The 14,346-nt window shown below is 54.4% G+C and carries 14 protein-coding genes; 13 read left to right on the forward strand and 1 reads right to left on the reverse strand.

All coding sequences use genetic code 11. From position 1 onward, the window contains the following. Positions 1-2: 2 nt before the first annotated feature. From ABC336_RS27370 to ABC336_RS27390, 5 genes are all read left to right on the forward strand, one after another. A complete protein-coding gene (locus ABC336_RS27370; RefSeq protein ID WP_413241681.1) occupies positions 3-1,118 on the forward strand; it encodes a DUF58 domain-containing protein in 1,116 nt (371 codons plus the stop codon). After that, positions 1,111-2,397 carry a DUF4129 domain-containing protein gene (locus tag ABC336_RS27375; protein ID WP_413241682.1) on the forward strand — a complete coding sequence of 429 codons (1,287 nt, stop codon included), beginning with the start codon at positions 1,111-1,113 and terminating at the stop codon, positions 2,395-2,397. Before ABC336_RS27370 ends, ABC336_RS27375 begins: the two co-directional genes overlap by 8 nt. 78 nt (positions 2,398-2,475) lie before the next feature. Further along, the gene (locus tag ABC336_RS27380) at positions 2,476-2,823 is read left to right on the forward strand and encodes a histidine triad nucleotide-binding protein (protein ID WP_413241683.1); all 348 of its coding nucleotides are present in this window, start codon (positions 2,476-2,478) and stop codon (positions 2,821-2,823) included. Positions 2,824-2,940: 117 nt separating this feature from the next. Then, entirely contained in the window at positions 2,941-3,114 is a 174-nt protein-coding gene (gene rpsU, locus ABC336_RS27385) for a 30S ribosomal protein S21 (RefSeq protein WP_005547957.1), read from the forward strand. A gap of 15 nt (positions 3,115-3,129) precedes the next feature. Further along, complete coding sequence (locus tag ABC336_RS27390) at positions 3,130-3,573, forward strand: GatB/YqeY domain-containing protein (protein ID WP_413241684.1); 444 nt, start codon at positions 3,130-3,132, stop codon at positions 3,571-3,573. A 187-nt stretch (positions 3,574-3,760) separates the two neighbouring features. On the opposite strand, the gene ABC336_RS27395 is transcribed toward ABC336_RS27390, so the two are convergent. Then, positions 3,761-5,212, reverse strand: a complete 1,452-nt coding sequence (locus ABC336_RS27395; protein WP_413241685.1) for an IS1182 family transposase — start codon at positions 5,210-5,212, stop codon at positions 3,761-3,763. A gap of 702 nt (positions 5,213-5,914) precedes the next feature. Here ABC336_RS27395 and ABC336_RS27400 point away from each other — a divergent pair. The 8 genes from ABC336_RS27400 to ABC336_RS27435 all read left to right on the forward strand — a co-directional run bounded on the left by ABC336_RS27400 (position 5,915) and on the right by ABC336_RS27435 (position 14,336). Further along, positions 5,915-7,636: a methyl-accepting chemotaxis protein gene (locus tag ABC336_RS27400; protein WP_413241686.1), complete on the forward strand. Its 1,722-nt coding sequence runs from the start codon at positions 5,915-5,917 to the stop codon at positions 7,634-7,636. Positions 7,637-7,758: 122 nt separating this feature from the next. After that, entirely contained in the window at positions 7,759-9,135 is a 1,377-nt protein-coding gene (locus tag ABC336_RS27405; RefSeq protein WP_459564709.1) for an NfeD family protein, read from the forward strand. A gap of 57 nt (positions 9,136-9,192) precedes the next feature. Then, positions 9,193-10,176 carry a flotillin-like protein FloA gene (floA, locus tag ABC336_RS27410; RefSeq protein ID WP_413241687.1) on the forward strand — a complete coding sequence of 328 codons (984 nt, stop codon included), beginning with the start codon at positions 9,193-9,195 and terminating at the stop codon, positions 10,174-10,176. A gap of 41 nt (positions 10,177-10,217) precedes the next feature. After that, positions 10,218-10,772, forward strand: coding sequence for a hypothetical protein (locus ABC336_RS27415; RefSeq protein ID WP_413241688.1), 555 nt, complete (start codon positions 10,218-10,220; stop codon positions 10,770-10,772). A 213-nt stretch (positions 10,773-10,985) separates the two neighbouring features. After that, positions 10,986-11,747, forward strand: a complete 762-nt coding sequence (locus ABC336_RS27420; RefSeq protein ID WP_413241689.1) for a LamG-like jellyroll fold domain-containing protein — start codon at positions 10,986-10,988, stop codon at positions 11,745-11,747. 124 nt (positions 11,748-11,871) lie between these two features. Next, positions 11,872-12,150: a sporulation protein YqfC gene (gene yqfC, locus ABC336_RS27425; protein WP_413241690.1), complete on the forward strand. Its 279-nt coding sequence runs from the start codon at positions 11,872-11,874 to the stop codon at positions 12,148-12,150. Between the two features lie 14 nt (positions 12,151-12,164). Beyond that, positions 12,165-13,358: a sporulation protein YqfD gene (gene yqfD, locus ABC336_RS27430; RefSeq protein ID WP_413241691.1), complete on the forward strand. Its 1,194-nt coding sequence runs from the start codon at positions 12,165-12,167 to the stop codon at positions 13,356-13,358. A 6-nt stretch (positions 13,359-13,364) separates the two neighbouring features. Continuing rightward, positions 13,365-14,336, forward strand: a complete 972-nt coding sequence (locus tag ABC336_RS27435) for a PhoH family protein (protein ID WP_413241692.1) — start codon at positions 13,365-13,367, stop codon at positions 14,334-14,336. The last annotated feature ends 10 nt before the right edge of the window (positions 14,337-14,346 follow it).

The following is a 14,346-nucleotide window of genomic DNA, read 5'->3' on the forward strand; positions in this document are numbered from 1 at the left end:
CCATGAATCTGCTCTGGCTGGTTGTCATATCCTTCGTGCTCGTCATCTTGCAGACCCAAGTGTTCAAACGTTTCGGCTCCCGCTCGCTTCAATACAGCCGTTCGTTCAATGTGCATAAATGCAAGGAAGGCGAAACGGTGCAGCTGGTCGAGGTGATTGCCAATCATAAGCCGCTGCCCATGCCATGGATCCGGCTGGAGACGACGCTGGACGCGGCACTGCAATTCAAGGGCAATACCGATGTCAGTGTCAACTCGGGAAGTCTGACGCAAAATCATAATAGCCTCTTCAGCCTGATGCCATTCATGAAAATTACGCGCAAGCATAGTGTGACCCCCGTGAGACGAGGAGTGTATGAGCTGAATTCTGCATCTCTAACGTTCGGAGACCTATTGGGATGGTGGAAAAAATCAGAGACGCTCCGCATGGATGTACAGCTGCTGGTGCATCCGAAGCCTTTGCCGATAAAGGAGGTGCCGCTGCCATCGCACAGCTGGCAAGGGGAGACGACGGTCAAACGCTGGATTGTCGAGGACCCGTTCATAGTGGCTGGCGTAAGAGATTATCAGCCGCATGACCCGTTTCACCGTGTGAATTGGAAGGCAACGGCGCGTACCGGCAGACTTCAGGTCCGACAGCAGGACTATACGTCCGATCAGAAGCTGCTTATCTATCTTAATTTTGAAGACAGCGAGACGATGTGGAAGGAAATCGGCAATCGCGAGCTGATCGAGCAAGGCATCCGTTATGCGGCGGCGATCGCCCGTCAAGCGGCCCGCTCCGGGATGGCGGTGGGCTTCGGCTGCAACGGACGGACAGTCGGCGAGCCGGAGAAGCGTTCGCTGCGGATGCTCCCGCGGGCCGGGAACCTGCAGCTGGAGCGCATCTATGACGCGATGGCCCGGCTGGCCATCGAGCGTACCGTACCATTCGACGCCTTTCTGGAGGAAGATATTGCAAGCAAGCGCCGGACGATGGACTACGTCATACTCTCCGTCCATACGGGCAGGAAGATTATTGAAAAGATGAAGAAAATCGAACGCGCCGGCAACTCGGTCAGCCTGATTCCGCTCCACCCGGCCAAAGACAAAGAGGAGGTGAAGCAAGCGCATGCGTAGACTGCTGCAAGCGTTGTTCCAGGGGCTATCGGAAATGCTGTTGGCCATGCCGCTGCTTCTTGTCCTTTGTCACTCGCTTTTCTCATTGGGTGAGCTGCCTGTACTGCTCCTGAGCATCTGGGTGTACTACGGCATTGGCTCCCTGATCAATACGCTGCTGCACCGCACGTCGCCGGCTGTTCAATGGCTGGCGCTGACAGCTTTGTCGGCAGGCGGCATGCTGGCATTACACGGTATTCGTGCGGGCGGCGTGGCCGCAGCCTTGCTCGCCGGAGCGGCGTGTTACCGGGGTATTCGCTTCAATCAGCGTCCCTGGGGGGACGTGCTGCCGATCGCAGCGTTATGGGCTTCGTTCCCGCTTTATTTCGTCATGGCGCTGTTTTTCGTTATCTATGACCAGTACCAGCCATACACCAGCTGGCTCTTCGCGTCTGGCGTCCTGAACGTGGCGAGCGTACTGCTGGTCAACAATCAGTTGTTTCTCCAATCCCAGGCACGCACCAAGGACGGCAAGGGCGGCTACCTGACTTCGTCCATCCTCTCGCACAACCGTATGGTCATGGCTGGCTTCCTGGGCATTGTGCTGGTTATTGGCTTGACCACCCAAATCGGAGGTCTGCTGGAAACACTGCGCGACGCATTGCTCGGATTGTTCGCGGGCGGAGATCGCGAATATGTCGCCGTAGAGGATGAGTATGTCGGCAACACTGGCGGCGATGACGGAGATCCTACGCCTTCGGATAACTCCGGCACCTCGCTTTGGGAACGCATCTATATGTTCGTCATTTCCACCGTCGTCGCCATTGTTGTCATTGCGGGGCTTGGCTTTCTGGCCTATATACTGCTGCGGCGGATGACGGGTTTGAAGCAGCTGCTGTCCCGCTTGTTCGGCGGTGCGATGAGGGAGCCGGCGGCAGAGATCGAACTGGGATACGAAGACGAGAAGGAGCAGCTGCTGGACCTGAAAGGACTGGGCGCCCGGGCAAGGGCAGCCTTTGCCAGCCGGCGGCAGAAGCCTCCGTCCTGGGGAGACATGAAGGACAACCGGTCCCGGCTGCGGTTCCTGTACGAGACGCTCGTGCTCTCTTCCATGAAGGAGGGGCTGGAGTTCAAGCGTCATCATACGCCGGATGAAGTAGGCGATGAGATGGTACGTCAGGTGAAACGCAGCGATTCGGAGCTGGTTGGCGAAACGGTAGGTTGGTACAACAAAGTGCGTTATGGCGGCAAACAGCCGGATGATGCCGAGCTGGAACGCCTCCGCAAACGGCTGTTGTAGCACCGGTGCGGCGGAGGAGGCTTTCTGTTATAGTAGATGGATACGAATATTAATCTATTCAGAGCAGGAGGCTTCCTTATGTCCGATTGTATCTTTTGCAAGATTATCGAAGGGACGATCCCTTCCAGGAAAGTACTGGAGAACGACCTTGTGCTGGCTTTTCATGATATTGAGCCAGCCGCCCCGGTGCATGTGCTGATCATTCCCAAGAAGCATATTCCGACGATGAATGACGTGACGGCGGAGGATGGCGAGACGATCGCGGCCGTCTTCGCGGCAGCGCGCCAGATTGCAGCTGAGCTGGGCATTGCCGAGAATGGCTACCGGTTGATTAACAATGTCAATAAAGACGGCGGACAGGTGGTCTACCATCTGCATGTCCATCTCCTGGGCGGCAAGCCGGTCGGCCCGTTGGTGGCGGGGTAATCTCCTGCCGATTCCGGCGGTTTTCGAGTTGACACTCCCTTTCCCTTTCCCGTATAATGAAGTTTGATAATCCGTGTTATCGTTCTGGACGGTCTGTTCTGGAGGGAGGGAAAACTGGTGTCTGAAACAAAAGTTCGCAAAAATGAGACTATCGATGCTGCACTTCGTCGCTTCAAGCGTTCCATCGCGAAGGACGGCGTTTTGGCCGAGGTCAAAAAACGCAAACATTACGAAAAGCCAAGCGTCAAGCGTAAGAAAAAGTCCGAGGCTGCGCGCAAAAGAAAGTTTTAGGAGGATCCTTCCACGATGAGCCTTAACGAACGATTAAGCGACGATATGAAACAGGCAATGAAAGGTCAGGAGAAATTCAGACTCTCTGTTATCCGGATGCTTCGCTCGGCGATCAAGAATGTTGAAATTGACGAGCGGCGTACACTAGAAGATGCAGAAGTGCTTGATATTCTGAGTCGTGAGGTCAAGCAGCGTAAAGATTCCCTCCAAGAATTTCAAAAAGCCGGCCGTGAGGATTTGACTGCAAATCTCGCAGCAGAAATAGAGATTATTAGTGCTTACCTGCCCCAGCAGCTCACTGAAGAAGAGATCAAAGTGATCGTACAGCAGACCATCCAGGAAACCGGAGCTTCTTCCAAAGCCGAGATGGGTAAAGTCATGAGCGCCCTGATGCCGAAGGTAAAAGGACGCGCTGACGGTAAACTAGTAAATCAAACGGTTCAACAATTTCTGCAATAGATTACTTACAAAAGCACTCCTGCTCATGCGGGAGTGCTTTTTAATTGCTACTAGCCTAAAAGCACTTTCATTTAAGGAGGCCACTGAAGAACTATCATAATTTAAGTCTCAAATGAATTTACTAAACAAAAAAGGGGCACTGGACTCGCAACAAAAGCGAGTCCAGTGCCCCTTTTTCGGGGTCTTTTCAGCTTCCTAATGTAAAGATTCGTTTCAGATTCACCACGAATATAGCCATGGCTCCTTGCATATGCATGCCGGATAGACCCGAGGATGTGGCCACATCATACCCGTGCCTGTGCTTGAGCTCGCTGTTCTTCGCTTCAATTTTGTAGCGCTCTTTGGCTTTTTCTTTGAAAGCCTCACTTTCCTGAAATGCCATTTGTTCGGCGTGCGCCCCGGATTTAATGGTGACGGAGTACGTTTTGCTTTTGGCGCCCTCCTTGTAACAACCCGCTTTCAAGGGACACCTCTTGCATTGTTCTACATCGAAGTAGTAGGTGTCGGTTTGGTTCTTGCCCGTGTCCTTCTTGCCTTGACGCGCTTTGCGAATTGCCATGTGTCCTGCCTTGCACACATACATGCCCGCATCTTTATTAAACTCAAACTCGTCTTCTTTCTTGCGTCCCCCTTGCGTAATCTGCGGGTTTAACCGGGAGACCAGTTCCATATGATTCTTCTTGGTATAGATCAGGTTGTCTTTCTCCGAATACGCCGTGTCGCCAATCACGGTCTTTACGGTTACACCAGCCGCGATGCTTTTTTCAATGAGTGGCTGCAGTTGTTTCCCATCACTCTTCTCTCCCGTCGTTATGGTCGCGGCGGTAATGATCCGTTCCTCGCTCATGGCGTAATGGGTTTTGAATCCAAAGAACGACGAGTCGGCACTCTTATGACCGATTCGCGCATCCGGATCGCTCGAGAGACGAAGCTGCTCTACGTCATCATCAACGCACTCTTTTAGCACGTTCAGAGGCTCCGTAATCTTAGGCGTATGAGCGATGGGCAGCTTGGTCTCTGTCACTGCAATGAGTTGCTGGCAGTACGCAATTTCAGCCTCCAAGGTATCTACGGTATTCTTCGCTGGGAGTTTTGCTTTGAGTGACTCGTCGATGGCATAGATCGCTTTGCGCAATTTGCGGGAGCGATCTTGCAGGGTCTCTCGCGGGGATTTGTGGTTGTACCGCGCCTTCGTATGCGTCGCATCGACGATGATGGACGTGCTCTTCAGAACGCCCTTTTGAATCGCAAGTTCAACCGATTTTCCGATCAGCATGTCAAGCAGATTGAGATCTTTCAGCCGCAATTTGCGAAACTTGGTCAGCGAGCTCGGGTCGATGACCGGCTCCTCCGGTGCCATCTGCAGGAAGTACTTAAAGGACATGTCGTAGCGTGAGCGCTCGACAATGTCCACGTCGGATAGGTCAAAAATCGCTTTTAAGAGCAGATATTTAAACATCCGCACGGGGTCAATGGCATGACGTCCATTGTCCAGACAGTAGTTCGCTCGTAGCTCTTCGTACACAAACGAAAAATCCACCTGTTCGTTCAACTGGCGGAGCATGTTGTCTTTCGGAACGATCAGGTCATACAAGGACGTGTACGGGCTGAATGAAAACGAAGGTTGGTTCTGGAACAATGGGCTTCCATCCTTTCGAGGTCTCGATTAGAAATGTATTTTTTGCAAGGGCAGCCACCGGCACAGGAGCGGAGGGAAGAGGGAGGCTGGAGAAGCGGAGCTTATGCTTACGAAGTCGCTTTCTTGCAGAAAGCGTGTGAGTCCCCGGATTTCATCCGCTGAAGCGGTATGAACAAGAAATCTGGGGACAACAGCGATCGGAAGCCCCCTCTTCCCGCAGCGACCACGCCTTCGTTGGCGGATACACCATCTTTTTGCGTTAGCCTTATTTTACAACAAAAAAGGTACTGCTCCCTTAATTATTTCGGGTGCAGTACCTTATTTGATTCAGTAAGGACTTTTTCAGTGGCCTCCATTTAAGAGGAGTGTTTTTTGAATTATAAGAGTTTATATGTTTCACCTATAATCAGCTTATATTGGTGCGACGCTGCAAGTGATTGTCTTCTCTTGCAGCGTCGCACCATTCTGCGGAATGAAATTTGCGACGCCGTGTGCTTACGAAGCTAGTTTTGCTTTGCGAAACTTTTTAGGCGAAGCCGTTTGACCTTGATAGTATAGCGGCGACAGACGTTTTTGCTTCCCCGCAAAAAATAATCATGCATTTGTACATAACCGCCGATATATAACATCAGTGTGACAGCGCTGGCCGTCCGTCGCACGCATATCTTAAAACCTACACCAAAGAATAGCGAGGGATGAACTGTGAAACGTTCCATTCGGGTCAAACTGGCACTGCTTGCCATCGTGCCGCTGCTTTTCTACATCGGCACCAGCGCTTATCTGCTGTCGCAGCAACGTCAGCTATACCATGTCATGACAGAGCAGATCGCCAAAATCAGCACCGAGGTGCAGACGCTGGTGCTCAATGCTGACCGCGATTTGTATCAAGCTTATGTGGCGTACCTGAGGCTCGAATCAGGCATGCTGAATAACAACCAGCTTCAATCGGAGCAGGCTGCGCTGGAAGAGAATCTGCTGCAGGTGGAAGAGCGGATGGGGCAGGCGATCGCCATTATCGAAGATGAAGGACTGCGCGGCCTCCAGTATGGCAGCTCAGGCAGGCCGCTTGGAGATCTGCTGGATCTGTTCGTAACCAACTTCGATACCTGGGTTGCCGCTGTGGAGCAGGAATTGTCTGATGGCAGTTGGATGATCAGCGACAGGATAGACAGTTCGTTTGCGCTGAGCCGGGCAAATGTAGATGAGATAGAAGAGAACATCGACGCGCACGTACGGGAACAGCTGGCGCTGATCGAGAAGAGTCTGAACTTGACAGAATGGTTAATGATAGCTGTACTGTCAGGCCTTGTCGTGTTGATGAGCATTGCTGCCATCATCATGATCCGCCGCATCATGATGACGATTCGTGCGGTGATGTACAAGACCAGTCGGGTTGCGGAGGGCGATCTGACAGCACTTGCCGAGCAGCGCTACTCGCGAGACGAGCTGGGGGAGACAGCATTGTCGCTCGATCGGATGATAGCCTCGGTAAAAGAACTCATCACCCGGATCTCCACGAATGCGAGCGAGGTCGGCCGGTCGGCCCGGCTACTGAGCGCTTCGAGCAGGGAATCGACCGAAGCGTCGGCGCAGACAGCTCGGGACATCCAGGCTGTGGCCGAGAGCGCCGAGGTGCAGACGCAGTCCTCGCTCGAAGTGGCTAGAGCGATGGAGGAGATGGCGGTCGGCATCGAGCGGATCGCCGGCAACACTGCGCGGCTGGCCGAAGGCTCAGCGCTGGCGTCGCTGCAGGCAGGACAAGGACGTGAAGTACTGGAGAAGCTGGTGCTGCAGATGCGCAAGATTAATACGTCCATGGCAGGACTCTCCGGCGCGATTGAAGTATTGGCCGGCCGGTCGGAGAAAATCGGCGGCATCGCCGACAATCTCACATCATTTGCCCAGCAGACGAATATTCTTTCTCTGAATGCTGCTATCGAAGCTTCGCGAGCGGGCCAAGCGGGCCGGGGCTTTGCTGTCGTTGCTGCCGAGATTCGCAAGCTGGCAGAAGGGTCGCTGGCATCGGCTGACAGTATCCAGCAGCTCGTGTCAGGCACCAGCAGCGAGATTGCCGCTGCCGTCGCGCAGATGCAGGATACGTTGCGGGAGCTGGCTGCGGGGGAAGCCAGAGTGCGCGACATTCACGGCAACTTCGAGGAGATCTTTGCCTCCGTTGCCGAGATGTCGGGCCAGCTGCAGGAGAACTCGGCGATCACCGAGCAGATGTCGGCCAGCACCGAGGAGGTCAGCAGCTCCATAAGGGCATCGGCGACTGCGGCTGAGACGAATCTGGGCAGAACGGAGAGTGTGGCGGCGGCGACCGAAGAACAACTCGCGTTGATCGAAGGGATCGCCTCAGCTGCCGCCCGGATGGATGAAGTCGTACGGGATTTGGATAACGCTGTAACGCGATTTAAGGTTTAGAACCCCATATATTTGTTATCCTAAAAGGGATACGCGGTCTTCATGTCGAAAAAGTGAAACGCGCATCCCTTTCGCACGTATTAGGAGCAACTGAATGAAACAGACATAAAGGAGGGAATCTAGTGACAAAGGGACTCAGGCGATGGTTGCTCAGACTGCCGCTTCTGGCACTCATGTTCGGCTTGCTGGCGGGTATAGCGCTGCCGCTGCTGGAGGCGGCAGAGCCAGCTGATGAACGTCCGCCGGCAAGCGGACCCGCCGTTTATGTCATCCCCGTGAAACAGACGATCGAATCGGGGCTGCAGTCCTTCCTGGAGCGGGCATTTCAGGAAGCTGAGGAGGCGGAAGCGGAGCGCATCATATTGGTCATCAATACATTCGGCGGCCGTGTCGACAGCGCAGCCGAGATCGGGGATCTGATCCGGAACAGCTCGGTACCGACGGTTGCCTTCGTCGAGAGCAACGCGATCTCGGCGGGTGCCTACATCGCCCTTAACGCCGACCAGATCGTGATGCTGCCTAACAGCTCGATCGGCGATGCCGCGGTTGTGGACGGCGCTACAGGCGAACTGGTGGACAATCCGAAGATCACGTCGCTTTGGACCAACAAGATGAAGGCGGCCGCCGAAGCCAACGGGCGCGATCCGGCGATCGCGGTTAAAATGGTTGATCCAAGTGCGACGCTGACGATCGAAGAGCTTGACCTTACAGTCGGTCCAGGCAATATTCTGACCCTGACTTCCGAGGAAGCGCTGGCCGTCGGCTATGCCGAGCATCTGGCCTCTTCCGTGGAAGAGACGCTGGAGTGGCTGGGACTGGAAGAGCGCATGGTCGTCGAGATGGAGCTGACGACTGCCGAGAATCTCGCCCGCTGGCTCACTTCGCCGCTGATTCGCACATTGCTGCTCATTGTCGGCATGGCCGGTGTGGCGATCGAGGTGATCGTTCCCGGCTTCGGAGCACCGGGTATTATCGGAATCGCCAGTTTCGGTCTTTATTTCTTCGCCCATTATATCGCCGGTTTTGCTGGTCTGGAGTCCTTCGTGCTGTTCGTCGTCGGTATCGCCTTACTCGTCCTCGAGCTATTCATACCGAGCTTCGGCATCCTGGGCTTTCTCGGGATCGGGTCACTAATAGCGGGGGTGGTTACTGCAGCTTACGATACTGGGAATGCCTTTTACTCGCTGCTGATTGCATTTGGAGTAGCGACGGTGCTGGTCATCATCTTTGCCGTCATCTTCAAGAAGAAAGGGATCTGGAACAAGTTTATCCTCCGGGACTCCCTCTCCACAGAGGAGGGGTACATTCCTGCGGTATCCAGAGAAGATCTCTTGGACATGGAGGGCGTCACGTTGACACCGCTTCGTCCATCCGGGACGGTGCAGATTGGTGAAGAGCGCATCGATGTCGTCACATCCGGACAGTTTATTGCGAACAACAAGCCGATCAAAGTGATTAAAGTTGAAGGAACACGCGTCATCGTCAGAGAAATCGTGTAAGAACCAACGAAGGATGGCAAGTGTTGCCATACCAACTTTTTGGAGGGGATACTCAGAATGGAAGATTTTAATCTCATGTACTTGGTGGTTGGGGTCGTCGCTTTCATCTTGCTTATCGTATTTTTGAACTTCTTCCCGGTGATGCTCTGGATCGCGGCGCTTTCGTCGGGCGTGCGGATCGGCATCATTACGCTGGTCGCGATGCGGCTGCGGCGGGTCGTACCGGGACGAATCGTCAACCCGATGATTAAGGCGCATAAAGCGGGATTGGGCTTGACCATTAATCAATTGGAAAGTCACTATCTGGCAGGCGGCAATGTGGACCGCGTCGTCAATGCGCTGATCGCCGCGCAGCGGGCCAATATTCCACTGGAATTCGCCCGTGCTGCTGCGATCGATCTGGCAGGCCGTGATGTCCTGAACGCGGTACAGATGAGCGTTAATCCGAAAGTTATCGAAACCCCTGTTGTATCTGCAGTAGCGAAGGACGGCATCGAGGTTAGAGTCAAGGCTCGTGTAACTGTACGTGCCAATATCGACCGTCTCGTCGGCGGTGCGGGTGAAGAAACCGTTATTGCCCGTGTAGGCGAAGGTATCGTCAGTACGAATGGCGGAGCCGCTTCCCACAAAGATGTCCTGGAAAATCCGGATCTGATCTCCCGGACGGTCCTCTCCAAAGGCCTGGACTCCGGCACCGCATTCGAAATCCTCTCCATCGATATCGCGGATGTCAGCGTAGGCAAAAATATCGGCGCTTTCCTGCAGACCGAGCAAGCTGAGGCCGACAAGCAGATCGCCCAGGCGAAAGCGGAAGAACGCCGCGCCATGGCGGTAGCATTGGAGCAGGAGATGAAAGCCAGAGTCGTCGAGATGAGAGCGCGCGTCGTCGAGTCCGAATCCCAGGTGCCTCTGGCCATGTCGGATGCGCTTCGCGAAGGCAAGCTCGGTGTCATGGATTATATGAATATGAAAAATATCGAAGCCGATACGCAAATGCGCGGATCGATCGGCCGTTCGCCTGAAGACAAGAAAGATAAATAAGACGGCATTGCGACGCAGCCGTTGCTTCAGGGAGGTTACGCATGAATATTATCGAGTTTCTGACGCAGAACCTGTTCTTCGTCATCATCATCATCGGATTTCTGATCTCACTGTTCAGCAAATCCAATCAAAGAAAGCAAGGCGGAAGCAACAACCGGATGCCGGACTTCGGTTCAGGCAACCGGGAGGAGCGGCGGGTACCGCCAGGACAGAGACCAACGCCAGACTGGCAGCAATCCGAACAGCGAGCGCCTCAACCGGAGCAGCCTTCTTACTCCGAGACTCCGGTTGCGCAAGAGATACCGCTTGCTGAGGAAACTGCACGTCGTATCGAGGAGGATGCACGCCAGCGTGAGCAAGAGAAAGAAGAGCGCCGGCGTGCAGAACAGCAGCGCAGAGCACGCGAGGAGCAGCGCAGGCGGATGGAGGAGGAGCGGGTCCAGGAAGATCATGCAAGCGGGGATCGCACAGGCGTGGCAGTCGCTTCCGGCCCTGCTCGCCCTGGTGAGACGCTGCCCGGCGCCAATGAGCTGACGAGCGCCGTTCTGTGGGCCGAGATCCTTGGTCCGCCGCGCGCCAAGCGTCCTTTCCGCTAGAGGCTGTATTAACAACAGGCACTGTACCCGTATGATGCGGGAACAGTGCCTGTTTGGCGTAGCGCGGAGGTAATCGGGAGGCGATTATTGGACGCTCGGTACATCCACAGTCTAATCTGACCTCAAGTTGTCTAATGACAGTATGATTGCCTCAAGCTATGATAAACATGAAGCCGTGCAATAAATGTGAGGATGGTGAAGGAGGACATCATATTGACTGTTTATACCATGACTGATTTATTATGCTTTTGGGATTTTCAGGAGCCGCCCTCGGTCAGTAAACGCGCTAACGGACCTTTTGCTTATGAATTAATAGAACAAAACGGTCCGATCGAACGAGTCAAGGACGGCGTCTTCGGACCGTATTCCGCAGCCATCAAGGAAGGTCAATGGTTATCGATCCCGCGTCATCTTTGTCCGGAGCTGGATATACAGGGGCGGCAGGCAGCAGTTACCGTAGTAGCCTGGGTCAAGTGGGATAGCGACCGCAGATGCCAAGCCTTGGCCGGGATGTGGGACGAGACAAGAAAGCAGCGCCAGTACTGTCTGTTCTTTAATCTCACCGGCAGATACGAAAGCGAGCGGAATATTCATGGCCATGTCTCTGCTGTTGGAGGTCCTACGCCAGGTGAACGGTATTGCGTGACGTATGCTACCGGATCCGAACGCGTCCCCTTTGGCAAATGGACCATGGTGGCCATGACTTATGATGGAGCATACTCGCGGGTGTATTACAATGGCAGACTGGATTATAATCCACCCTACAATCCGTATCCTTATGATCAAGGTCTTTTCGAGGCGGATTCGGATGGAGCCGATTTCACAGTGGCTTCGGTTTCCGCTAACGGGATGATGAAAAATTTTTTTAGCGGACAACTGGGAGGTCTGGCTATCTTCAAGAGGGCGCTCTCGGATGACGAAATGAGAGAGCTATACACGACTACATTGAGTGGGGATTTCTCAAAATCAACGTAGGATGAAAGGCACTGCACCTGTATGGATTATAGGGGCAGTGGTTTTTTTGCATTGAAGATAACTCCTCATAAAACGGCTGCCGCCCGCATAGTTTGGTAAAGTACGGGAGGAGGAGACGCTGCTTATGCGCCGCTTTAGCCGCAAAATCCGCAAGTTAACTGCCGATCTTCTTGATCTGCCCCAGGATGTCGTATTTGACCTGCCCCGTATGACGATGATTGGCGATCGCCAGCTCTATATCGAAAACCATCGCGGGGTTCTGCACTTCTCGCAGGATCGACTGCGTTTGGCGCTCAGCAAAGGAGAGCTGGAGGTCAGCGGCGCAGATCTGGTCATTCGTGGAATCTGGACGGAAGAAGTATTCATAGAAGGCCGTATTGTAGCGATTCAAATGTTCGGTTAGGAGGCGTCTTTAGAATGCGGGATACATGGCTGCAAACGTTGCAAGGCATAGTTACGATAAGGATCCGCGGCGGCTCCCCGTCCGCGCTGGTCAATGAAGCGGGAGCGGCGGGTATCCGGCTCTGGTCGATCCGTTATATGCCTGAAGGGGAGATGGAGTGCGAGCTGACGGTGGGTGACTTTTTCCGCTTGCGGCCGCTTCTGAAGCGGACAAGCTGCAGGGTGCATGTCATTGCGAGAAGAGGTTTGCCATTCTGGCTGCGCAAGCTGGAGCGCCGCAAGTTTTTTGCAGCCGGCCTGTTCGTCTTCCTGGCTGGCCTTTATCTGCTCTCCTGCATGATCTGGGATGTGGAGGTCAAGGGCAACGTAGCATTGACGGAAGAGCAGATCCTCAGTGCCGCCGAGGCCGAGGGCATCCATCTGTATCAATGGTCGTTCCGCATGCTCGATGTGGACGTGCTATCCAAGCGGCTTGCTCAGAGGCTGCCCGAGGCAGCATGGGTCGGTGTCGACAAGCGCGGCACCAAGGTCACGATCGAGGTCGTTGAGAACCGGACGGCCGTGCCTCCTTCTCTGTATACGCCCAGACACCTGGTCGCTGCCGAAGACGCTGTCGTCACGCGGATCATCGCCGAGACCGGCAGACCTGTCGTCAAGAAGGATGTGCGCGTCAAGCGCGGAGACATCCTGATCTCGGGGACGATCGGGACGGAGCCCAATACACGGACGGTTGTGGCCAAAGGCGAGGTGCGCGGAGTGGTCTGGTATAGCTACGAGATCACGGTGCCGCTCGTCAGCCAGAGCAAGGTATATACCGGCGAGAGCAAGACGAGATGGAAGCTGTTGATCGGGGGGCGCTCGCTGCAGGTTAGCGGCTTCGGAAAGCCTCCATTTGAGCGTTTTGAAGTGGTCGAGCAGCGCCAGCAAGCCAGCTGGCGGGGCATCAAACTGCCGTTTGGCCGGATCAAGGAGACAGTAAGGGAATCTGGTATGCTCAGCCGCGAGCTGACGCCGGAGGAAGCAGGGCATGCAGGGCTGCTGCAGGCAAAAGCCGAATTATGGACAAAATTAGGGCCGGATATCGTGTTTCGTGCGGAAAACCTTTTGCATGAAAAGACGGAGAATGGTAAAGTTTATATGAAAGTGCTTTTTGAAGTCGAACAATCGATTGCAACAGAGATGCCACTAGTCCAAATGCAAGGAGAATGAGGCTTTTTGACAGACAAAACGACAAGCATAAAAATACCGCTGGGCAATGCCGCTGAAGGGCAGGCTTTGTTCGGCCCGCAAGACCGCTTCCTCAAGCTGATCGAACAGCAGGTGGAATCGAAGATCCTCTCCAGGGAGGCCGAGATCGCAATCACCGGGCCCCGCGAAGAGACGGAGTCGCTGGAGCAGCTGTTCACAGTCCTCTTGGAGCTGGTGAGAGGCGGCTACAGCCCGACCGAGCGGGACATCGCTTATGCGCTTGAACTGTCCAGGACGATGCAGGCCGATCAGCTTCTTGATCTGTTCAAGGGCGAGATCACTACGACTTACCGCGGCAAGCCGATCCGCGTCAAAACGATCGGACAACGCTATTATGTCTCTACTATTCGCAAGAAAGATATCGTATTCGGGATTGGGCCGGCGGGTACCGGCAAAACGTATCTAGCGGTCGTGCTGGCCATCGCTGCGCTCAAGGAAGGCGCCGTCAAGCGGATCGTCCTGACCCGTCCGGCAGTAGAAGCCGGCGAGAGCCTGGGCTTCCTCCCCGGCGACCTGCAGGAGAAAGTCGATCCGTACTTAAGGCCGCTCTACGATGCCCTGCATGATGTAATGGGGCCGGACCAGTCGGCCAAGGCGTTCGAACGGGGACTGATCGAAGTAGCTCCCCTCGCGTACATGCGCGGACGGACGCTTGAGGATTCGTTTATTATTCTCGATGAGGCGCAGAATACGACACCCGAGCAGATGAAGATGTTCCTGACACGGCTTGGCTTTGGCTCCAAGATGGTGATCACCGGCGACGTGACGCAGATCGATTTGCCCCGGGGCAAAAATTCCGGTCTGATTGAAGCGGTGAAGATTCTGCAGGCGATCGACGAAATCGGATTCATCCAATTTACTGAATCGGACGTGGTGCGGCACTCGCTGGTACAACAGATTATCACGGCCTATAATGAAAATGCAGAAAACCAAAGATAGAGAGGAATGC

This window comes from Paenibacillus jepli (assembly GCF_047238105.1).
Classification (GTDB): Bacteria; Bacillota; Bacilli; order Paenibacillales; family Paenibacillaceae; genus Paenibacillus_D.